This window comes from Sphingomonas sp. PR090111-T3T-6A (genome assembly GCF_000383095.1).
Classification (GTDB): Bacteria; Pseudomonadota; Alphaproteobacteria; order Sphingomonadales; family Sphingomonadaceae; genus Solisphingomonas.
In genome coordinates this window covers 1-21454 of the sequence record NZ_AORL01000013.1, presented here as the reverse complement: position 1 = coordinate 21454, position 21454 = coordinate 1, and the positions used below count along the sequence as shown (strand labels likewise).

Annotated in this window: 19 protein-coding genes; 9 read left to right on the top strand and 10 right to left on the bottom strand. The window is 58.4% G+C overall.

What is annotated here, in order from left to right; all coding sequences use genetic code 11:
• Positions 1-23 precede the first annotated feature (23 nt).
• On the top strand, positions 24-2054 hold the full coding sequence (locus ST3T6A_RS0106300) for an amidohydrolase family protein (protein ID WP_235785742.1): 2031 nt from the start codon (positions 24-26) through the stop codon (positions 2052-2054).
• A gap of 172 nt (positions 2055-2226) precedes the next feature.
• On the opposite strand, the gene ST3T6A_RS0106295 is transcribed toward ST3T6A_RS0106300, so the two are convergent.
• Positions 2227-2916, bottom strand: coding sequence for a type 1 glutamine amidotransferase domain-containing protein (locus tag ST3T6A_RS0106295; protein ID WP_026359480.1), 690 nt, complete (start codon positions 2914-2916; stop codon positions 2227-2229).
• 284 nt (positions 2917-3200) lie between these two features.
• Here ST3T6A_RS0106295 and ST3T6A_RS0106290 point away from each other — a divergent pair, with 284 nt between their 5' ends.
• Together ST3T6A_RS0106290 and ST3T6A_RS0106285 are read left to right on the top strand one after the other, a co-directional pair.
• Positions 3201-3554 (top strand): PAS domain-containing protein, encoded by a 354-nt coding sequence (locus ST3T6A_RS0106290; protein WP_037537883.1) that lies wholly within the window; start codon positions 3201-3203, stop codon positions 3552-3554.
• A gap of 248 nt (positions 3555-3802) precedes the next feature.
• A complete protein-coding gene (locus tag ST3T6A_RS0106285) occupies positions 3803-5176 on the top strand; it encodes a carbohydrate porin (RefSeq protein WP_235785741.1) in 1374 nt (457 codons plus the stop codon).
• 202 nt (positions 5177-5378) lie between these two features.
• On the opposite strand, the gene ST3T6A_RS0106280 is transcribed toward ST3T6A_RS0106285, so the two are convergent.
• Positions 5379-5786 carry a hypothetical protein gene (locus ST3T6A_RS0106280; RefSeq protein ID WP_019832054.1) on the bottom strand — a complete coding sequence of 136 codons (408 nt, stop codon included), beginning with the start codon at positions 5784-5786 and terminating at the stop codon, positions 5379-5381.
• Between the two features lie 255 nt (positions 5787-6041).
• Between ST3T6A_RS0106280 and ST3T6A_RS0106275 the strand changes: the two genes are divergently transcribed.
• Together ST3T6A_RS0106275 and ST3T6A_RS0106270 are read left to right on the top strand one after the other, a co-directional pair.
• Positions 6042-7367 carry an epoxide hydrolase family protein gene (locus ST3T6A_RS0106275; protein ID WP_019832053.1) on the top strand — a complete coding sequence of 442 codons (1326 nt, stop codon included), beginning with the start codon at positions 6042-6044 and terminating at the stop codon, positions 7365-7367.
• A 133-nt stretch (positions 7368-7500) separates the two neighbouring features.
• Positions 7501-8484 (top strand): LysR family transcriptional regulator, encoded by a 984-nt coding sequence (locus ST3T6A_RS0106270; RefSeq protein ID WP_235785740.1) that lies wholly within the window; start codon positions 7501-7503, stop codon positions 8482-8484.
• On the opposite strand, the gene ST3T6A_RS0106265 is transcribed toward ST3T6A_RS0106270, so the two are convergent.
• From ST3T6A_RS0106265 to ST3T6A_RS0106255, 3 genes are read right to left on the bottom strand one after another with little or no spacing between them, the layout of a single operon-like run.
• Positions 8485-8706: a hypothetical protein gene (locus tag ST3T6A_RS0106265; protein WP_019832051.1), complete on the bottom strand. Its 222-nt coding sequence runs from the start codon at positions 8704-8706 to the stop codon at positions 8485-8487.
• Entirely contained in the window at positions 8690-8863 is a 174-nt protein-coding gene (locus ST3T6A_RS21425) for a hypothetical protein (protein WP_019832050.1), read from the bottom strand. The genes ST3T6A_RS0106265 and ST3T6A_RS21425 overlap by 17 nt, the downstream gene beginning before the upstream one ends.
• Positions 8864-8899: 36 nt before the next feature.
• Positions 8900-9700, bottom strand: a complete 801-nt coding sequence (locus ST3T6A_RS0106255) for an SDR family NAD(P)-dependent oxidoreductase (protein WP_019832049.1) — start codon at positions 9698-9700, stop codon at positions 8900-8902.
• Between the two features lie 246 nt (positions 9701-9946).
• On the opposite strand from ST3T6A_RS0106255, the gene ST3T6A_RS19455 reads away from it, so the two are divergent.
• Positions 9947-10333: a hypothetical protein gene (locus tag ST3T6A_RS19455; protein WP_019832048.1), complete on the top strand. Its 387-nt coding sequence runs from the start codon at positions 9947-9949 to the stop codon at positions 10331-10333.
• A gap of 239 nt (positions 10334-10572) precedes the next feature.
• Here ST3T6A_RS19455 and ST3T6A_RS21075 read toward each other — a convergent pair whose 3' ends face one another.
• On the bottom strand, positions 10573-10956 hold the full coding sequence (locus tag ST3T6A_RS21075) for a GFA family protein (protein WP_083937373.1): 384 nt from the start codon (positions 10954-10956) through the stop codon (positions 10573-10575).
• Positions 10957-11997: 1041 nt separating this feature from the next.
• On the opposite strand from ST3T6A_RS21075, the gene ST3T6A_RS21420 reads away from it, so the two are divergent.
• A complete protein-coding gene (locus ST3T6A_RS21420) occupies positions 11998-12810 on the top strand; it encodes a hypothetical protein (protein WP_157602510.1) in 813 nt (270 codons plus the stop codon).
• Positions 12811-12817: 7 nt separating this feature from the next.
• Here the strand turns inward: ST3T6A_RS21420 and ST3T6A_RS0106240 are convergent, their stop codons facing one another.
• The 4 genes from ST3T6A_RS0106240 to ST3T6A_RS0106235 all read right to left on the bottom strand — a co-directional run bounded on the left by ST3T6A_RS0106240 (position 12818) and on the right by ST3T6A_RS0106235 (position 17169).
• Positions 12818-15493, bottom strand: a complete 2676-nt coding sequence (locus tag ST3T6A_RS0106240; protein ID WP_026359478.1) for a TonB-dependent receptor — start codon at positions 15491-15493, stop codon at positions 12818-12820.
• Between the two features lie 111 nt (positions 15494-15604).
• Positions 15605-16309, bottom strand: coding sequence for a Fic family protein (locus ST3T6A_RS21070; RefSeq protein WP_162140512.1), 705 nt, complete (start codon positions 16307-16309; stop codon positions 15605-15607).
• 119 nt (positions 16310-16428) lie between these two features.
• Positions 16429-16782, bottom strand: coding sequence for a hypothetical protein (locus ST3T6A_RS21415; RefSeq protein WP_157602507.1), 354 nt, complete (start codon positions 16780-16782; stop codon positions 16429-16431).
• Positions 16783-16983: 201 nt separating this feature from the next.
• Positions 16984-17169: a hypothetical protein gene (locus ST3T6A_RS0106235; RefSeq protein ID WP_019832045.1), complete on the bottom strand. Its 186-nt coding sequence runs from the start codon at positions 17167-17169 to the stop codon at positions 16984-16986.
• A 189-nt stretch (positions 17170-17358) separates the two neighbouring features.
• Between ST3T6A_RS0106235 and ST3T6A_RS21410 the strand changes: the two genes are divergently transcribed.
• Entirely contained in the window at positions 17359-18390 is a 1032-nt protein-coding gene (locus ST3T6A_RS21410; protein ID WP_162140511.1) for a hypothetical protein, read from the top strand.
• Positions 18391-19225: 835 nt separating this feature from the next.
• Positions 19226-21388, top strand: coding sequence for a peptidase domain-containing ABC transporter (locus ST3T6A_RS19445; protein WP_019832044.1), 2163 nt, complete (start codon positions 19226-19228; stop codon positions 21386-21388).
• Positions 21389-21454 lie beyond the last annotated feature (66 nt).

The following is a 21454-nucleotide window of genomic DNA, read 5'->3' as shown; positions in this document are numbered from 1 at the left end:
GGGGCTTAAGAACTATGCGCCGAATGATGCTTGCGACACTGCTCGCCGCGACTTCCTCGATGGCCGTTGCCGCTCCAACCCCGAAGGAGCAGTTGCTGGCGCCGCCCGCAAGCGCCCGCCATTACACCATCAGTTCGACGGCCGGTAAGCATGGCGATATCTGGTCGTGGACGATGCCGGACGGCCGCCTCGCCTATCGCATGTCGATGTCCTTGCGTGGCTGGGTCACCGAAGACGATGAAGTGATGACGCTGGGCCCCGACCGGCGGCCGACCGCAATCGCGATCCGTGGCTATACCGATCAGGGCGATGCGACAGAGGACTTCAACGTCGATGCCCAGGGGAACGCCCACTGGAAGACGGTCGTCGACTCCGGCTCCGCACCCTTCGGCGACAAGCGCTACAACAGCTATGGCGGCCCGTGGCTCGCCCTCGAGCAGGATGTCAACGCGCTGGTCGCGGCGGGCAAAAAGGGCATCGACCTGCTGCCGAGCGGCCATGCCAGCATCACCATCGGGCAATCGGTGCAGATCACGGGGCCTCAGGGGCCCAAGACCATCAAGCTCGCCTTCATCAAGGGATATGGCTTCTCACCCTCTCCCATGTGGCTGGACAGCAACAACCGCTTCTTCGGCAATGCCGGCGTCATCTCGCTGCTGCCGGAGGGCTATGAAAGCGTCGGTCCCAGACTGAAGGACATTCAGGACAAGGCGACCGCCGCCATGGTGCGCAACATCGCCCACCGCTTTCTCAGCCCCGCCCATCGCACGCCGACGCTCGTCGATCATGTGCTGATGTTTGACTCGGTGGCCGGCCGCTATCTGCCGGACCGCGCCGTGCTGATCGCCGATGGGAAAGTCGCCACCGTCGGCGCGGCGGGAACCATCAAGGCTCCGGCAGGGGCCACCGTGATCGACGGGCGCGGCAAGACATTGACGCCGGGCTTGTGGGATTCGCATCAGCATGTCGGGGATGACTGGAACCTGCTCCAGAACGTCGCGACAGGCATGACCAACTATCGCAGCCCCGGATCGATGATCGAGGATGCCCACAGCATCTACAAGCGTCGCGCCGCGGGCGATCTGCTGGCCCCCGATGGTAAGATCTCGGTCATCATCGATCGCAAGGACCCGCTGGCGGCTCAGGGGGCGCTCACCGTCTCGTCGGCGGCGGAAGCCGTTGCCGCGGTCGACAAGATCAAGGCGGCGGGCCTGTGGGGCGCCAAATTCTACACCTCGATGGACCCGGCCTGGATCGCCCCGGCCGCCGCCGAGGCGCACAGGCTGGGCCTCCATGTGCATGGCCATGTGCCCGCGGGCATGCGCCCGCTCGACGCCGTCCGTGCGGGATATGACGAAGTCACGCACATCAATTTCATCATGATGCAGGCGATGCCGCAGGACGTCGTCGACAAGGCCAATACCGCCGCACGGCTCGAAGGGCCGGCCAAGTACGGCAAGGATGTCGACCTCGACTCCCCGGCCATGAAAGCCTTCTACGCGGAGCTTGCGAGCCGGCACACCATCATCGACCCCACGCTCACCGTGTGGGAGCCGCTGATGACCTCCGATGGAAGCGCGATCTCGCCCGAATATGCGCCGTTCGCTGACATCGCGCCTCCCTCGATCGTGCGCAGCTGGAAGATCGGCGGCTATCCGCTGTTCGGGGGCCTGACGCGCGCAGATTTCCGCCAGAGCTTCGACAAGATGGTGGGCCTTGTCGGCAAGCTGCATCAGGCGGGCGTCCCGATCGTCGCCGGCACCGATGGCTATGGACTTGAACTGGTGCGCGAACTCGAACTCTATCGGTTGGCCGGGCTTAGCAATGCCGAAGCGCTCCAGACCGCCACGATCATCCCGGCGAGGATGACCGGCATGGCCGACCGCACAGGATCGATCGCGCCCGGCAAGACCGCGGACATCATCCTCGTGAAGGGCGACGTCTCCAACGACCTGGCCAATCTCCGCCATGTCGAGACGGTGTTCCTGGACGGCTACCGTCTGGATGGAGAGGCCCTTCGTGAAGCCAGCGGTCTCAATGGGATGCCGAAGTAATGAGCGCGAGTTCGGAGCCCTGAGGACGTGCAGGGGAGTATGAGCGCATCGCCTCGGCTGCAGCAACCAAGCATCCAACTCATGCAGTTTCGACCAAGACCATCACCGTCCTTCCGGCACAACCACACCATCGCGGCGTGATTGTGCCGGAATGGCGGAAGCCCGTGCAGGTTTAGCCAACCGTTTCGGCCATCAGCTCAAGCAGAGCCTTCGCGCCGGGACCGGACGAAGCCGGGTTCTGTCCGGTGATCAGTAGTCCGTCGGTCAGCACATAAGGCCGCCAGTCGTCGCCCTTGGAATAGAGGCCGCCCTTCTCCCGCAACATATCCTCGACGAGGAAGGGCACGACCTTGGTGAGGCCAACAGCCTCTTCCTCGGTGTTGGTGAAGCCCGTCACCTTCCTGCCCCGCACCAACGGCGCGCCATCGGGCGCCTTGACGTCACGAAGCACGCCCGGCGCATGGCAGACGAACGCCACCGGCTTTTCCGCCGCGACGAATGCCTCGATCAGGCTCACCGAATTCCGATCCTCGGACAGATCCCACATCGGGCCATGCCCACCGGGATAGAATACCGTGTCGAAATCATCGGCCGAGACGCTGTCGAGCCGCACGGTCGAGGCGAGCTGCGCCTTCGCATCTTCGTCCGCTTCGAAGCGATGCGTCAAATCGGTCTGGAAATCGGGTTCATTGCTCTTGGGATCGAGCGGCGGCTGGCCGCCTTTGGGCGAGGCGAGCACGATCTCGTGGCCGGCATCCTTGAAGATGAAATAGGGCGCGGCCAACTCCTCCAGCCAGAAACCGGTCTTTCGGCCAGTATTTCCGAGCGTGTCGTGAGAGGTGAGGACCATCAGGATTTTCATCATTACCTCCTTCATTTCCGGATGCTCAAAGGTCGGCGGAAATCTCCGTGATCTCGGTCGCGCGCGCCGCACGAAGCGCAGTGGCGCCCTGCGACGACACCTTTTCTAAGCCCAACCCGAAATCGAATGAATGCCCATTGGGCGGTAGACACCATTCCGAATGATGATCGAATTCGGTCTACCGATGCAGGCTGCGCCCCCGCATGAATCTTTATGGCCGGAGACAGGCCTATGCTTCGAAGCCGGCATCCGATTATGTCGTGTTCCTGTCTCGGAGAAGCTCGATGGCCGTAGCTGGCGACAAGGAATCCAGGAGGAAGATCGAGCTGGACGACGTGGTGGACGCGCTCCCCGCACTCGTCTGGACGACGACGCCGGACGGACGGTGCGACTTCAGCAATCGCCGCTGGTGCGGCTATACCGGCCTCAACGATGAGGAGGCGCTGGGCCATGGATGGCAGGCGGCGCTCCATCCCGATGATCTGCGCATTCTGGTCGAGGGCCTGGACGCCATGGCGCAATCCGGCATCGGCCGGGACATGGAAGCGCGATTACGGCGCGCCGACGGCGAATATCGCTGGTTCCTGCTGCGCCCTTCCCCGCTGCCGGACGCTGGTGGCGGCCGCCACTGGTGCTAGCTCGGCCTCGATGCGGATGCAGGCAATCGGCGGAAGGCGCCATAGTGCTTTGGTGTCGGTGTTCCCAGCCCACCCCATCACCGGCTACCGACGCGAAAATATGTATATACCAACGTGCAATAGTGGTCCGGCGCGAAGGACCCACAATGGCCGCGCCTGTCCGTGATGGACGGGCAGCGCATCGCAAAGGGGACAGCCTTTTGGCTTGCAGGAAGAATATCGTCCTCGCGATCGCGCTGACCGCCTCCGTGACGATCATCCCTGCCGCGGCTTGCGCGCAATCGGCCACGCCTCCGGCACAGCAGGCTGCCGACACTCCGCCTCCCGAGAAGCCACCCTCCCCCGAGCCCAGCCTGCTCGACAAGGTGCTCCGGCGGCACAGCGGAGACCTTTCGCCCGCCAATGAGCAGGCCGACACGCAACGTCCCCCGCCGCCCGGCTTCGCCGGCGACTGGTTCGGTCTGAAGCCACGCTTCGCCGATGCCGGCATCGGGCTGACCGGCCGCTATGTTTCCGAGGCCGCATGGAACTATACGGGCGGCCGCCGCCGCGACATCACCGAGGCGGGCCAGCTCGACATCGGCCTGCTGCTCGACATGCGCAAACTCGCTGGCATCGACGGCACGTTCCAGGCGACCATCACTTATCGGCGCGGCCATCAGCTCGATCAGCGGGCCGGCCTCGGAACCTTGCAGGAGGTGCAGGAGATCTACGGCCGTGGGCAGACATGGATGCTCACCCAGTTCTGGTATGAGCAGACCATCCTCCATGGCGGTATCGACATGAAGCTGGGCCGAACCTCACCGGGCGAGGATTTCGCGGCCTTCTCCTGCTCCTTCCAGAATCTGAGCTTCTGCGGATCGCAGCCGGGCAATCTCGTCGGCAATTACTGGTATAACTGGCCAGTCAGTCAATGGGGCGGCCGCTTCCGCGCAAAGCGTGGCAAGGTCTACGCCCAGATCGCCTTCTACGAGGAAAACCCCCGCAACCTCGATCCGGTGTTCGCTATCGGCCATTTCAGCGGCGCGACCGGCGTGCTCATACCAGTGGAACTGGGCGTCGCGCGCGGCGGCGAGGATGGACGGCCGGTCGGCTCCTACAAGCTCGGCGGCTGGGTGAGCACCGCCAACGCGGCGGATGTCTTCCTCGACGTCGACCGCCGCCCCATCGTGCTGACCGACCTGCCCCCGCTCGAGCGCTCATCCGCCTATGGCCTGTGGGTGAATATCCAGCAGCAGGTGACCGGCCGCTCGGCGCAGGGCAAGAGCATATCCGGTCTCACCGTCTTCCTGAACGTCACGCAGGCGGACCGGCGCACGTCCACCATCGACAACCAGATCGCGGTCGGCCTGTTTGAGAAGGGGCTCTTCCCCTGGTTCACCGAGGATGTGCTGGGGCTGGCCTTCGCACGCACCCACGTCAACGGCAGGATCGCGCAGGCCGAACGGCTGGCCGGCGAAGCGGTGCAGCATTCCGAATATGCCGCCGAGCTTTATTACGGCTTCCATCCGCGCAACTGGCTGGAGTTGAGGCCTAACCTGCAATGGGCCCACCATGCGGGCGGCTATCGGAATGTGCGTGAAGTCGGCGTAATCGGCCTCAAGACGGCGCTCACGCTCTGATCCCATCACGGGAGGAGACGCATGGTTCCATGCCAGCACGATCATCGGAACGCCATCGTGCATCTCCAGCGCGAAGCCTTGCGTGAGCGCAGTGCTGACATGTCCATGTGATGCCGATCGGAAAGCGAAGGTGGTCGCCTTCAACAATGGCGGCTCGGCTTCACGAACTTGAGCCGAAGCCGGGCTTCGCCGACTCCGCTGCTCAGTCCTTCGGGTAATCCCAGACGTCGGGTGGCAGCTTGTCCTTAAGTGAAGCATACATGGCATCGCGGAACAGCTTCACCGCCGGAAATGGTCGCAGCGCAATCGTGCGCTCCACGATCAGACCTTGATCGTCGTCGACGATGATTTCGAAGCTTTCGATCTTGTGGCCGTCCATCGTGCCCTCCCAGCGCAGGAAGGTCGTGCACTCGTCGAGCCTGAATTCGGCCGTGTAGGCGCCGGGACCGCGCGTCGAGCTTGATTGGGCGAAAATGGCCGCGATCGCATCGCGCCCCCTGATCGATTGTGCCAGGATCGGACTGTTGAAGACGATGTCCCCGGCGAGCAACTCGCGAACCTGCACAGCGGTGGCGCTGCCGGATTCTCTCAATTTGCGAAGCGGATGCATGGACACTCTCCTGCTCTGTGAGCTCATCATAGATAGAGAGCTAGGCAGGTTTGGCTTTGTCGAGCAGCCCTCCAAAACGAGAACCAGCCTCCCGGCAGTTGGCGCTTGTATTTCGGCTGCCCAACATGGGACACCGTTATTAAAGACGTCACGGCTATCATGACTTGAGAGGCAGCTTACCGATTTGGCTGCCTGCCGCGTCCCCGAGCCTCCGCCTACTTGCTTCGCCCACCTTCCATCCAGTGGAGACGAAGCATGATTCGCCTATCCTCGTCCGCTAACGGGCGCATTCTCACGGCGATCGCCCTTACCAGTGCGATCGCTTTCATCCCGCTGTCGGGCGCTACCGCGACTAAGCCCAGCGGGCTGTCGGTCGCCACCGTTGCTGCGACCACTGACGAGGGCGGCGACACGGCCATCCGGCCCTTCCATTTCTACGCCACGGACGCGCAACTTGCCGATCTGCGTCGGCGCATCGCCGCGACGCGCTGGCCGGACCAGGAGACGGTCGGCGATTACAGCCAGGGCGTGAAGCTCGAGACGATGCGCAAGGTCGCCGACTATTGGGCCACCCGATATGACTGGCGCAAGGCCGAGACACGGCTCGACGCGCTGCCACAGTTCGTCACGACCATCGACGGCGTCGAGATTCACTTCATCCATGTACGCTCGAAGCAAAAGAACGCGCTGCCGGTGATCATCACCCATGGTTGGCCCGGTTCGATCATCGAGCAGACCAAGGTCATCGGTCCACTGACCGACCCGACCGCTTACGGCGGCAAGGCTTCGGATGCCTTCGACGTCGTGATCCCTTCACTTCCCGGCTATGGCTTCTCGGGCAAGCCGACGACGACGGGTTGGGACCCGCAGCACATCGCGCGCGCCTGGGCGATCCTGATGAAGCGCCTGGGCTATACCCGTTACGTTGCGCAGGGCGGTGACTGGGGCAATGCCGTGACCGAGCAGATGGCGCTGCAACGGCCCACAGGGCTGATCGGAATCCACACCAACATGCCGGCGGCCGTTCCGCCCGAAATCGAGGCGGCGCTACATTCGGGCCAGAAGCCGGCCAATCTTTCCCCCGACGAGCAGCGCGCGTGGGATCAACTCGATACCTTCTACAAACATGGCCTCGGCTACGCGCAGGAAATGGCCGGCCGCCCGCAGACGCTCTATGGCCTCGAGGATTCCCCGATCGGTCTCGCCGCCTGGATGATCGATCATGACGCGGCCAGCCAGGCGCTCATCGACCGCGTGTTCAACGGCCAGACGGAGGGACTGAGCCGAGATGACATCCTCGACAACATCACGCTCTATTGGCTGACCGACACGGCGGTCTCGTCGGCGCGGCTTTACTGGGAGAGCAAGCTCGCCTTCTTCGCGCCGAAGGGTGTGCAGCTCCCGACCGCGATCAGCGCCTATCCCGACGAAATCTATCAAACGCCGCGAAGCTGGGCCGAGAAAGCCTATCCCAAGCTAATCTACTATAACCGCCTGCCGAAGGGCGGCCATTTCGCGGCTTGGGAGCAACCGCAGTCCTTCGCCCAGGAGCTTCGGGCCAGCTTCCGCCCGTTGCGCTGAACGAGGAGGTGCTGATGGATAGGGGACGACGGCGATCGCCGCCCCTGTTCGTCAGCACCCTAGCCGGTGGTGAACCAAAGGATTATCATCGCGGGGCGCGAACGAAGGGGACCTCGTGGATCGTCTCGATGCGATGCAGGTGTTGCTGGCTGTCGTCGACGCCGGCAGCCTGTCGGCTGGAGCCCGTAAACTCAATGCCCCATTGCCGAGCGTCAGCCGGAAGGTTGCGGATCTCGAGCGCCATCTCGGAACGCGGCTGCTGATCCGGACAAGCCGAAACATCCAACTCACCGATGCGGGTCGGGACTTCATCGAGGCGACCCGCCAGATCATCGCGCAGCTCAACGAAGCGGAGTTGCGTGCGTCCGGCGAATATGAGGTACCGAGAGGCGAGCTGTCGATCACAACTCCGATGGCATTCGGCCGCGAGGTGGTGCTGCCACTCGCCTATGAATTTCTGAACGACTATCCCGAGATCAACCTTCGGTGCCTGTCCGTCGATCGGCCGGTGCAGCTGCTGGAAGAGCGTATCGACGTGGGTTTCCGGCTGGGCGAACTGGCGGACAGTTCTCTCTACGCGACCAAGCTCGGCGATTTCTCCTGGGTCACCTGTGCCAGCCCGGCCTATCTGGAGCGCAAGGGCGTCCCTTTGAGCCCGGACGATCTCACGCAGCATGATGGCGTCGTATACGATCATTTGCCGAACGTATGGACTTACCAGCAGAATGGTCGCAGGATCGAAGCGGCACCCAGAATTCGCGTCTGCACGTCGACGAGCACCACCTCCGTCAGAGCAGCGGTCCAGGGCATGGGCCTTGTGCGCGCGGCGAGCTATCAGGTCGCGCCCAAGATATGGTCGGGCGAACTCGTGTCGGTGCTGGACGCCTATAATCTGGCACCGAAGCCCGTGCATCTGGTCTATGCCCGACAAGGATTGCTACCCGCCAAGGTCCGGGCCTTCATCGACTGGATGACCCCACGGATGCGCTCGGCCATGGTGGAACTGCTCGACCTCCGGGCACGCCTCCCCGCTGCGGAGACGCCGGCCCCGCTGGTGGTTGCGGAGCCGGTCCGCATCGCGGCTCGTGACAGGGCGATCCGGCTGGAGCGGGACTGATTATCGCGGTTCGACGACCTGGCGCAGCGCCTCGACATAGGTCCGTAACTTCATCAGTTCGTCCTGCAGCGGCGCCAGCTGACGGGCAACGATCCATTCGATGCCGGCTTCGAGCGCGCGGTCGTCCGTCCGTTTTTCCTGGATGGCGTTTCGCATCGTATGTCCTTTCGGGAAGGGTGCGTCGCCTTCCGCCGACGCACGGATTTCAAGCGAGCGCCGCATCGAGGGCGCACGGGTGCAGGGCGACGCTGGTCTCGATCCCGCCCCGGACCATCTTCGAATAAGGACACGTCTCGTGCCCGGCTTCGACCAGATGGGTTGCAATCTCGTCCGCGATGCCGGGAATGACCGCGTCGAGCCGGGCGGCATAAATGATCATGGTGCCTCTCCTGTCTGTCGTGAGTGGAAGAGGATGTCAGGCGCCGGCACGATAGCGGGGTGCCGGCGTCGTGGTGGACAGCTTACCGAACATAGCCTGGCGCGCCGCCTCATAGGTGTCGAAGAGACCGCCATCCTGCAGGGAGGGAATGGTCGCGAACTCGCCGCTATCGAGGCCGACGAGTGCAGCATCGACGAGAGCCTCGCCACGCATCACGATGGCGCTCGGCAGCAGTTCAACGGGCCGACCGGCGATGGCCCAGAAATCGGTGGCGGTGGCGCCCGGCAGGACGACCTGCACCCGGATGCCCGCTCCCGAGAGCTCGTGTTGCAGGCTCTGGCTGAACGCCAGGACGAAGGCCTTGGTCCCGCCATAGACTCCGTTGAGAAGCTCGGGATTGATCGCCACGACTGAGCCTATGTTGATGATCGTCCCGCTGCCGCAGGCGACGAGCTGGGGTACTACGGCATAGGTCAGGCGAGTGAGTGCCGTGACGTTGAGCGCGATCATGGCCTCCATCTGATCAACGTCGGATTCAATGAGCGTCTGAGTGCCGCCAAGGCCGGCATTGTTGACGAGCATCGAGATGTCCGGCGTCGTCCTCAGGAAGGCCTCAACGCGCGCGAGATCCGATGCGTCCGCGAGATCGGCGGGAAGCAGATCGACCGCTCGGCCGGTTTTTGCGCGAATCCGGTCGGCGATCTCGGCCATCCTGTCAGCGTTACGTGCGACCAGGACGAGATCATACCCGCGCTCGGCAAGGCGATCGGCATATATCGCGCCGATCCCGCTCGAAGCGCCGGTGACGACGGCAACGCCTTTTACATGTGTCATCATCGCAACTCCTCTTGGACTGCGAGGCGCGACGGCTTGGACGACGCCTCGTGATGCGGATGATTTAGACTTGGGCGATCACGGGCGGCAGTTGCCCAAATTGAAAGGCTGCCTCTCGCCGGGGCCGGATTGTCGGCGTTGGGCTTCCGCGCCAGCTTGAAGCGGGTGATCGCGGAAAGATGACTGGCGCGAACTCGTCGGCGGTCGGCGGCTCGGCTAGGGACATCTTGCCCGAGGCAGTCAGACAGCGTGCATGTCAAGCGTACGGATGACGGGGCCTATATCACCGTGAAGAGACCTCGTGCCGGGATCATCCACGCAGAGTTCGAATATGAGATTCCCGTCAATGACGCGGCGGAGTGCTGGCTTTTCTCTGCGGCCCTCGTCGAGAAGACGCTATTTTGTATAAGGCACCCGGATGTTGTCTGGGAGATTGACGTTTTCGGTGGCAACGCGGACGGCATCGTGATCGCAGAGGTTGAGCTTGCCAGCGACGACCAGTGTGTGACGCCGCCGGAGTGGATCGGCCGCGAGGTTTCTCACGACCCCCGCTATTGCAATCCTATGAGCTTGCGCAGGCCCCTCTCAGGGGTCGCCCAAGGCTTCACCATCGCAACTCGAACCTTGTTGAGATAGGTCAGTCTCGCCTGATGCTTGTCGGTCATGGGCCCTCTCGCAAAGCTGAAGGCCCAGCACAAGCTCGCAATCGGGTCGGCATAGCTGCTGAACTGGACCTGGCCACTAACGCTGGTCTGCTGCCGACCAATCGCAGGCGTTCAGCCACATAATCCATTCCTCCAAACCTTGCCGTTCCGCAGCTTGATAGATGCTCCCGGAAGGCAGCTTTCGGGACGACCGATCTCGATAGCTCCTGCTCACCTTCTCTGTTTTTGAGGCAGACCGTCAGCGATCTCGTAATAATCTCCCTTGTCTCCCACGAAGATGTGCATCCTGAGTTTGGTGGCCGTGGGATCATCAAAGGCGCCCATGGCGACGGAAACCCAGTCGCGATGTATCGGCTCCCAAAACAGGGATGATCCGCATTGGGAGCAAAACCCGCGTCGGATATCGTCCGATGACTGAAACCAGGAGACATGCTCACGACCAGACACGTGCAAGGTCGGTTTCAGCACGTCGGTTGAAGCAAAATAGTGCCCCGAATGCTTCCGGCACTGCGAACAATGACATGCCTCGGGAGGCGACAGATCGCCTGAAACGGTGAATGTGACAGCGCGGCATAAACACGAACCATGGTGCATATCTGGCTCCTCAACCGTTCAACCCGATGATGCTAGCCGTAACCGGGTCTGAAATTGGGCATCGGCGGCAGTAGCACGAATGACCGTTGAGGACGTCCGCTGCCAGAACAATCGCAGCGACGCCAGTCGCCGCTATTGCAAGTGCAGACGCCGTTCCGAAAATCCCAAAGATGATCGCAAGCCAATAGCATGTGGGGATTCTCGTCGAGAAAATCAGACGCCTTGCCCAACTCTAGTGCGCATGTTGGAAGAGTGTGATGCTGAGACCATTCGGCCGGAGGCCTCTCGGATTCTGTCGCGTCTCATCGAGAGCGTGACGATCTATCCGTCCGGCGAGCGTGGCCCGGAGGTGGAGGTGGTCGCGGATGTCGTGGGTTTGGCGGCGTATGCCACAAACGACAACACCCGCCCGGGCGTGGGCTCGGGCGGGTGTTCTATATGTTGGGTTTTGGTTGCGGGGACAGCAGTCGACCCATGCCGGCGGCGCCACCTAACAGCCTGATACGTCTTATGAATTTCAATAGGCCCATCACCGGCACCCCAGCCGATACCCCTTCTCACCGCAAGATGCGATGAGACGCTCCTAAGCCGCGATGAGATGAGCGACTCCTCGTGCGCGCAGACGGAATCAAAGCTGCCGGACAGCAAGCGCCCTCCATCTCAGCCAGTCCGAGCGCTTTGTCATACGCCCGAATCCAGACTGACCGCATTTCTAAATCAGTTGATCGTCGAGCTATGGATGTCGGAAGGTGCTCAGGCCGGTGCTTAACGCGCCGGGTTGAAATCGCCGATCTGTTTCTTTCGCGCGCTTTCGGTATCCCCGATCACCTTCCGTACTTTCATGAAAAATTGGCAATGCCCGTTTTCCACTGTTTCCGCTGAGGACAGCAACGCATAAATCCGCTTAGGCTAAAATGGAAACAATGCGGATGTCGGTTCGGGCGCTGCCGTTTCTGCTTACGATGCTGTCATGCATGGCGCTTCCCATGCTGAAGTCGTATATTGGCATCATAATGCTTTGTTTCGCGTTGGAGAATTAGCGTGGTCATGTACGTTCCAGATTCCCAAGTTCAACAGACAATCATTGTAGAGGCTCGCTCCGCGCTTAACGGCGTAGACGGCTGCTCCTCTGTCCCTGGATTTAGCGCTGGCGATATTGATCCGGGGGCAAAATACCTGCTTTTCGGACAATACAATGGGACAACCGAGTTTCCTCAGCAATTCGGCAATGTTATTTGCGATCTGAGCCGCACCAGAGCTTTGACGATCGCCCTTGATTGGCCGACTGAATATTCACAGACGTTCTCAAACTATATTTCAGATGCACAGCCGAACGCGGATGATGCTCTTCTGGCACTCCCCGTTTGGGATAAAGGCTCGACCGATGGGCGGTCGAGCGCGGCGACATTACGGCTCTTGCAATTATTGCGCCGCCTCCGGCTCGCCGGGCGTGATATCGAGGTTACTGCTTTCATTCCCTCGGTCCCTGGAGACCAGAACGATTTTGAGGCTGGAATAGCGGGTCAACTAGAAGCGATTTCAGCGAAGGGCCGATTAGTCGTCGCCTTGATGGGCAGTCTGCATGCAACGAAGCAAGAAGTTCCTGATCCACGAAATACTCTTCCTCCGAAGATGATCGATCCTGCGGCGGATAGACTTCCAAAAGATCAAGTTATATCCATACACTTCGAATCAAAGGGCGGAACGGCTTGGGGCCTTGGTGGGCCTCATAAGGTCCCGGTGTTTGGCGGAGGTCAAACCTTGTGGTCACTTTATGCCAATACTATAAACGGTTTTGATGGGCGACTGTTCATCGGTGGACAAGTCACAGCATCAGCTCCCTATAAGCAATAGATGCAGATCATCCCTTGGATAAGAATAACTTACGTATGCTGATTTTGATCGTGCGTCCTAGCGGATCGAGATAGGCCGGTTGATAGCCAAGTGGTGTATCGCCGTTCGCATCATGGACATGCTGGCGACTGTCGAGAATGTTGTTTACTGATAAAATAAGTCGCAGACCTCGCGCCCAATACTGACTTACCAGCGAAGCCCGCTGACCAAAGTTGATGAACAATCGAAAATTTGCTGTAGCTAACGAAGAGAAATGGATGTTCCCAGTCGGCGAATCAGCACCGTCTTTAACAGTAGTAGCGCTTTTCCACTGGCCGGTCAGTCTTGCGCCGATGCCGTTGTTTGAATAGCCGAGTTGCCATTCCAACTCGTGCTGAGCCTGCCCTCCACCCGAGCCGGTTGTGCCCCCGTCAAGCAGATCCAGTTTTGGCCCACCTTGGCGGATCAGGATGTCATCCCGGAAAAACCACGTGTGGTAGAAGCCGAATTGAAGTCTGCCGTCCTGAACACGCTTCTCACTACCCTGCGCAGGGCGTTGAACGAGGGGCCCAGCCGCCGATTGTAAGGCACGATAGGCATTGACGATCTTGGTCGACGACGCGAGCCTCTCGGTTAAGTTGAAGCCCCACCGCAACTCCTGCCGCATTTCTCGAGCGAAATTGACCGGACGCTCGTCGATTTCTAGGAGATCACCTTCCGCATCACGAGTGAAGCGGTTCGGGAAAGCCGCCTCGATCGCCGCAGTTGTTGAGGGGAAGGAGGCGATCGCGTCACGGATACTGCTGTGAATGTAGTTGACAGTGATAGTGAAGTCGGTTTTTCTCAACGGCTTGATCGTCAATCCAAGTTTTTCGACATGTCTATGATCTGAACGTAAGTCCGGATTACCGCCAGCCGATTCCGTAACATCGAGCGTTCGGCCTGTGTAATAATCAAAAATGGGCACGTCTGGGGTCACTACTAAGGGGTTGCCAAGCTGCTGGACGCTAGGCGCGCTCTCGTCGTAAGTGGTCGAACCGATGATTTCGATCCCATCGATCGGCCCCCAGCTGAATCCGTAGCCCGTCGAAGTCAACGTATCGAAATGCGAGAGCTGATCTACGGCAAAGTTCGCATTGGTAGAAAGACTTCCAATCGCACCAAGTACATGGTTGCCGCGGCTAGTAAGCGGAATATCCAAACTAATTTGGCTACTGATGTCGCTTCGGAAAAGCGAAGCATACTGCTTTACCCCGCCCCGTAACGAATTCGAGCCAAAGTCGCTCGCCGTTACACCGATCTTCGCCGTAGCAGCAAGCGCGCCGGCCGGCAGTTGTAGGATCGGACCGCTGCCGACGAACTGGAAATTGCCGCTACTGGAGATCGCCCGCGCCCGTGACGTCGCAACATCCCCAAGCCAGGCCGCCGGGATTTTCCCGAACGGATTTCGGGTGGGATCACCGTCTTCAAATGCGCCTTGTAGAGCGGTGCTATCTACCCCGGTTTGGGCGAGAGTGAGGGTGTTACTATAGTCGTAGGTGCCGGTGAAGGAGAGGCGCCATCTCGCTATGTCACCATCAAGGCTGACGCCGAGGTGGCTACTAAGCGTCGTCACCGTCTGCCTGAGTGGTTGCGGGTCGAGATAGCGGTCGAGTTCGACGTCGTCGGTGAAAGGCGAAAAGGGATCGGTCGATGGCAACACGAGCCGCGAACCGGGCAGACCACGCAACGAATCGCTCTCGGACAGATCGAGCGTGCCGTTCATCGTGCCGCTGATCCGGTCAGTAATGGGCGTCGCGAAAATCGAGTTGAGCGAAAGCGTACGGCTCGCCGGCACCAGCGTGCGATACGATGAGACGTTGCTGGCATTCAGCCGACTGGCAAGCGGCACGAAATCGTCCAATTCGGGCGTCCCATTCGCCGCAGATGCGGGAACACCAGCCGCAGTGACGGTTCTGCCTGCTTCCAAGCTCAACGCAGGGTCGATCTCACCGCTGGGTAGCAGGCCGATGATGTTCCCCGTAAAGTCATAGGGGCGGTCACCGGCGAAAGATCCGATGCCACGCTGGTGCTCCGTAAGGTGTCCTGTCTCGGCAAGCTTCGCGTCGAAATTGAGCCGCGTGTCACCACGAATGCGTAGAAAATCGAGGCTGGCCGTTCCGCTTCCACCGCCGCCCTCCGTAGTAAGGGTGCCGCTGCCTTCTCCTGTCGTGGCACGGAAGCGCCGGCGAAGCACGAAATTTACTACACGCTGATCAGCGGCATAGCCGTACTTGAGAGCGACTTCCTCGGGGAGTACATCAACCCGCAATATAGCCTCGGCGGGGATATCCCTGATCTCGGTGAAGCTCGAAATGCGTTTGCCGTTGAGCAGAAGGATTGGGGATTCGCCGCCACGGCCCCGATCGCTTCGGATTTGGGGTGCAAGCTCATCTAAGATGTCGGACACCGAACTGATACCGAGTGCTCGGATGTCGGCCGAACTATATTCCAATTCGGCGGGAACGCCTCCCGCGACGGCACCAACCGGACGCTTGCCACGAACCAAGATGTCAGCACCGTCCGGATCGGAAGGGTCTGCGGCTATAGAACCACGTGAGAATGGAGGCGCCGGCGCCGGTTGCGCGGCCAAGGGCGCAGCAAGACTAGCAGCCACCTCTGCCACGCCGATCAGGTAACTTCCCGCTATCAGAACGAAACGCAATCACAACCCCCGTCATAAACAGCACAGCCACGCTCAATTGGTCTGCGCAGGCGCATTGGAATCCGTCAAAGCCGCCAAGATGACAAACGTACTATACGACAGAGGTCTGCCTCAAATCCGTCGTTGCGCCTTTCTTTCCAGAACAATGCGCCAAACAGCCGACACATTTTGAATGTATCGGATTAGCGCTTGCCAATCGTCCTGACGTTCCACCCGACGCAGAGCCAATAACCACCCGCCCATGGAATATTGACGAGTCTCATAAAGAGGCAGGTAATCAAAGCCAGGGACGATCATCCGAAACTGCCAATTTAGCATTATCCGGCCTACGCGGCCGTTACCGTCACGGAATGGGTGAATGACCAAGATCATGTTGTAGATATATATCGCTGCCAAGAGCTGCGAACTTTCGCCCAGCTCGCGCGCCGTTCTCACGACTTTTGCGAACAACGGGAGGATCTGATCGGATGGCGGAAAAAGCTTCCTTGTTCCCATATCGTCGGCGGTCGAAAATATATTTCCAGGCCGAACATGAGCCAACTCGCTCAGCGAGAGTGATTGGACAGCTAGAAGGGCGTCCAGAAAAGATTTATCAGAGCGCAAGACATCGCTTAGCGCAACGCCATCTAAGGCCCTTAACGAGCCCCTTTCCCCCAAGGTCCGGTTTTGGAGAGCGCAGTGTGTTTCGCTGCGTGGAAGATAGCTCGACAAGGGATCTTCAAGTGCGCTGAACATTGCCGGATCAGACGCGAAGCTATATGCAAGATCATCAAGTATGTTATTGAAGTCATACGCACCCTGCGCAGCTATGGTCATCGCCTCGAGTTCCAGATCGCGTAACAATCCGCATTCGACCGATGGATCTCCAGGGACACGTATCTCCAAAAGTCTAGCCATATTTTGCCTTCGCTAGCGAGAATCTATGGGATGTGTGGTCAATGCTTCAGAGCATCCTGAATCCACTGGCTATATTCATCAATAAGCTTTGTGTCGGCCGGCCGTGGGAAACCGTATCGGTGAGCCACCACGGCTCCTGCTCTTCGCACCGATACGGATGGGAAAAATTCGATCGCCTCGCCCAAAGCAGTGAGTTCCCGATGGCTCTGCTTCGATAGGAAGGCATAATAAAAATTCCATCTCCCTGAGTCGATTTTCTCAAGCTCACCAATAAGGTCGAACGCTCCTTTGCATGGCTCGCAGTGAGCTTTCGCAAATAGAATGACAGATAGACCATCTCCTCCTGACGCCAATCCTATACCATCGAACTGTGGTAAAATCTCGACAGGCATTTGCAGAACCTTCTAGGTTAGGCGGTCACGGTGTGAACAAACTATTCGCGAAGACTTTACGATTCCAATTTAGACCGTTGGCCGTCTTCAACCCGTGGCAAGTGGCTTAGGAACTCCTCGGCGGCCTTGGGAGAATGACGATCTTTGCTAGCACTTCGTCACCCAACTTGGTCGGATGACGAAGGCCGCTAGCAGAACGACTTAGCAGTCGTATTGGATCTCGCGGCATCCATCACCGCAATCGGTGATGCAGCCGCAATCATTCCAGTCGTCACCGTCGTCGGTGGTACCGGCGCCGCCCGCGACCAACATTAGCTGATCGTCACTCAGCTCGGCAAGCGGTTGATTCTGAGAAGCCTCGTTCTTCGAGAAAAGGAAATGCCCCACTTAACGCCTCCATCACTTATTCGCGCACATTGCGCGAGTCGATAAGGATTGTGATGGAAGTATAGGAGTCAATGTATATTGACCGCCAAAATGAACATGTCCAAGTTTTAATGATTATAGTTTCACGTTTGTAACTATATTTCAGCCTCGACATCAGTTTTATCGGCGTTCGGTGATATGCGGAGGCTCATGAAGCACTGGGCAGTTTTCGGTAATCCGTCTGATCCACATGTACGCCGGGTGTGCGGATGTTTGGCGGCCATGGGCGTCAAGGTCGGTATATATACGCCAATTTCTGACTATCGATCCTCACCCGATCCCGTTTCCCTAACATTGAGTAATGCATCGATCTCAGAGCAGATCATCCTGCCACAATATGGAGGCGGTTTCGTCAGTGGCCCAATTAGAGATTTTAACTGGTGGTTCCGAAATAAATTCCATTCGAGCACGGTTGCCTGCGAGGATGACCAGCGGAAGCATTTTGAGGTGGCGACGAGAGAGGCCTATGTAAGTGGTCTAGTTGAATCATTCATGTTGAGGGTTATAAACGGTGGCCAGCACAGGGTGGTCCTTAACAGGAAGATAAATCAGCTTGCAGCGGCCCGGACGTGCGGTTTCAATATCCCATCGACAATCGTCAGCAGTAGTCGGGACGACATCGCTGAATTTATTCGATATAACGGGGCCTGCATCGTGAAGCCTTTAGATATAGCCGGAGCGCCGGGATTTCCGGCCGAGGGGAGTGATGAGGGACAGCGGTCAATTTTTATTATGACGAATGAGATTACAGGTTCAGAAGTTCAAGCTGCGCTAGCGGACCAATTTTTATCAGCCCCTATGATTGTTCAGGAGCGCTTAGATAAAATCCATGAATTAAGGGTCGTTTGCTTTCACGATGACATCATTGCATACAAGATACAGTCACAGAACGTCGAAAATGCAAGACTGGATTGGCGCAGGGCGGAGAAAGATCCGCGTCTTGCGATCACTCAGACTGAGTTAGACATGTGTACTTCTTCTGCAATCAAGAAGTATCTTGCTGATCTTAAGTTGGATTCCGGTGTATTTGATTTTGTTGTAACGAAAGAGGGTAAGATCGTGTTCCTCGAATGCAACCCGTCGGGGCAGTGGGCAATTCTTGACGGTCCGACTGAGGGGGCAATCTCGAGGATGTTCGCCCGTAACATGGCTTCCATGTTGGATAGGGGGTCGCGGGCATGACGTCAGCGGTTCGTTTGAATTCACAACCTCGCAAGCAGTGCAGGCCTTTGCAGAAAAATTTAGATGCCCGAACCTGCTCTTTTGAAAGCAGGGATCGGAAGGGTTTTCCGCCTATGGGCGACATTCCGTAGCGGCTGGGCTGGCATACCACGCACGTGCCCGAACGGCGCGGAGACTTCCGTAAAACTCTCTCGTGCGGTGGCCGAATCTTCGTCCGACCTGTCAACTGCGATAGAAGAGATGCGATGGAACCCAAGGCGCTCGGCCTCTTCCGAGAAGAGGCCATTCGGAGCCGCTCCGTTAGGATTTACGGGGAAGTCTTCGGAGGTGCTCCGCAGACGCTTTACCGACTTTCGGGGTTGCTCATCGCTTCCATCGCCGTACTCGGGATTTTCGTGACTGTCCACGCTTCGGGCTTCCGCGAGCCTCTCGTTGGTGTCGTTGTAGGTCTGCGAGACAGGACACCAAGAGACGCGACGCTGATCCTGGTACGGCTTCCCAATCGGCATGAAACCGTCCCCAATCTGCATCTTGGGCAGATCGTCCAAGCGAAGCCTCTAGGAACCTATCGAATCGATACCGAAACCCCTGACCTCCGGGTCGTTTCGTTGGAAGCGATTCTACCGGCCGCGTCTAATGGCAACCGTCGCTCTGGGACGGATCGCGTCGTCACTCTCGAGATGTTGCCCCATCTGTTTGCTCCACGGTCGAGTAACCGCGCGCACTTCGTAACTGGCTCGAGGATAGTTATTTCGGGTGAGCGCGAGACGTTCTTCAGTTGGCTGCGTGAAGCGAAACTCACGTCCCATTGAAATCGAACAGGAGCCGGCCTTCTATGCGATCGCGTATCAAGAGAATTAAGCAGGTGGAGACGGCGGAGTGTGGGGTGACCTGCGTTGCAATGGTGGCCGGATATTTCGGCCTCCATATAGACCTCTCGATCCTAAGATCGGCTGGTCAATCCGCCAGAACGGGCGCGACGCTGAAAGATGTCGTCTCCATTGCCGATAGCGTCGGTCTGAGCTGCCGGCCGGTCTCCCTCGACCTTCCGGACATGGACCGGCTCGCGCTCCCCGCCATCCTGCATTGGAATATGAACCATTTCGTGGTTCTGGAACGCAAGCGGCTAGGACGATACCTGGTACACGATCCTGCCGGCAAATCACTCTGGCTTTCTGCCGCATCGATTTCGCCACATTTCACCGGCGTCGCGCTGGAGATGAGCAGGTCTATCAATTTCCAGACAGGTAGGTTCCGAGGCCGCCTGCGGATACACCAACTCTGGACCGGCGTCCGCGGGCTGTTAGGCTCGTTGTGCCATATGGCCATGATGACGATCGTGCTCCAAGGGGCGCAACTGGCTGCCCCCTATTATCTTCAGATCGTCACGGATCGCGTGATCCCGCTCGCCGACCTCGACGCCCTAACCCTCATCGCGCTGGGGTTCGGCGGGCTTGCGATAATCAATTTCCTCGCTGCTTCAATTCGCACCGGTCTCGCGACGTCTTCGGGAAGTCAGCTCGGCTTCGGTCTGTCTACAAATATCGTTCGGCACATGTTCAAACTCGACGGCGATTGGTTTTTCAGGCGCCATATCGGCGAAGTGCTAGCACGTTTCCAATCGATTGCGCCGATACGGCAGCTTTTGACGGAAGGCGCGATTACCGCTGCATTTGATGGTGCGCTAGCATTGGTTACAATCGCGTTGCTTTTCCTATATAGTCCTAAGCTCGGTGCGATAACCGTCACGGGTTTTCTTGCTGCGTGGGTGACGAGGGCAATCTCGCTACGACGTGTGCGTTCCGCACAGGATGCGTCGCTAGGAGCATCGGCGCGAGAACAATCGCATATGATTGAGTCACTCCGGGGAATGACGACTATAAAAATATTCAATAAAGAAATGTCACGCCACAATATCTGGCAGACCTTACTTTCCGAATCAGTCGATACGTTGGCACGATATAATCGTCGAACAGCCATCTTGGGCAATCAAGTAACCCTCATATATAGCCTAGAGGCAATCCTATCGATCTGGCTGTCGGCTAGGTTAGTTATCTCCGGTAGTTTTACCCTTGGGATGGTTTTTGCATATGCGGCCTATCGTGCACAATTCATTCAAAGAGCATCTTCATTCTTAGATCAGATGATGTCTTACCGCATGACCGATTTCCATCTGGAAAGAATTTCTGACATCGTGTTATCCAAGCCAAATTCCTATTTTCAACAGAATGGCATGAGTGGGGCGGGCCCAGTGGACGGGTCATTTTCAATGAACAACGTTGTCTATCGATATGGCGATGGATTGCCGGCAGTTCTTAATAACCTGAATCTGGAAGTCCGTGATGGCGACCACATTGCTATCACTGGCGCATCTGGCTGCGGCAAGTCGACTTTGGTTAAAATTATGCTTGGTCTGATACCATTGTCTGGCGGGACTTTTCGACTAGGGGGTGCCGACATGGCATCGCTTACAGCGTCTCAATTCTACGGCGCAGTCGGCGCGGTATTGCAGGATGATCAACTCTTCTCAGGATCGGTAGTCGATAATATCTCGATGTTCGATGATAACGTCTCATCAGACCGTGTGATAGAAGTCGCGAAGATCGCTCTTATCCATAATGAGATTATGAGCATGCCTATGGGGTACGAGACGCACACAGGTGATATGGGAACCTTCCTGTCAGGCGGCCAGAAGCAGCGGCTTTTCCTTGCCAGGGCGCTTTACCAGCGACCGAAAGCCCTCATTCTCGACGAAGGCACTGCTAGCCTGGATACGAACAATGAGCGCCGGATCAACGAAGCGATTTCCGCCATGGGCATCACCAGAATTGTCATTGCGCACCGGACAGAGACGGTGATGGCAGCCAAAACTATCTATTTGCTACAGTCCGGTCGTCTTCATGATGTAACAGAAAATTATAAGAGTCGCGGTTCTAGACGATTTTCTCTTGAGTCTCGTCAAGTTTCATCGAATTCTATATGTTACACCGAGATATGACTCGTCAATACCTTTTTGACGAGCGTTCTAAACCGTTGGTTAGTTAGGTATAATTAGCATTATTAC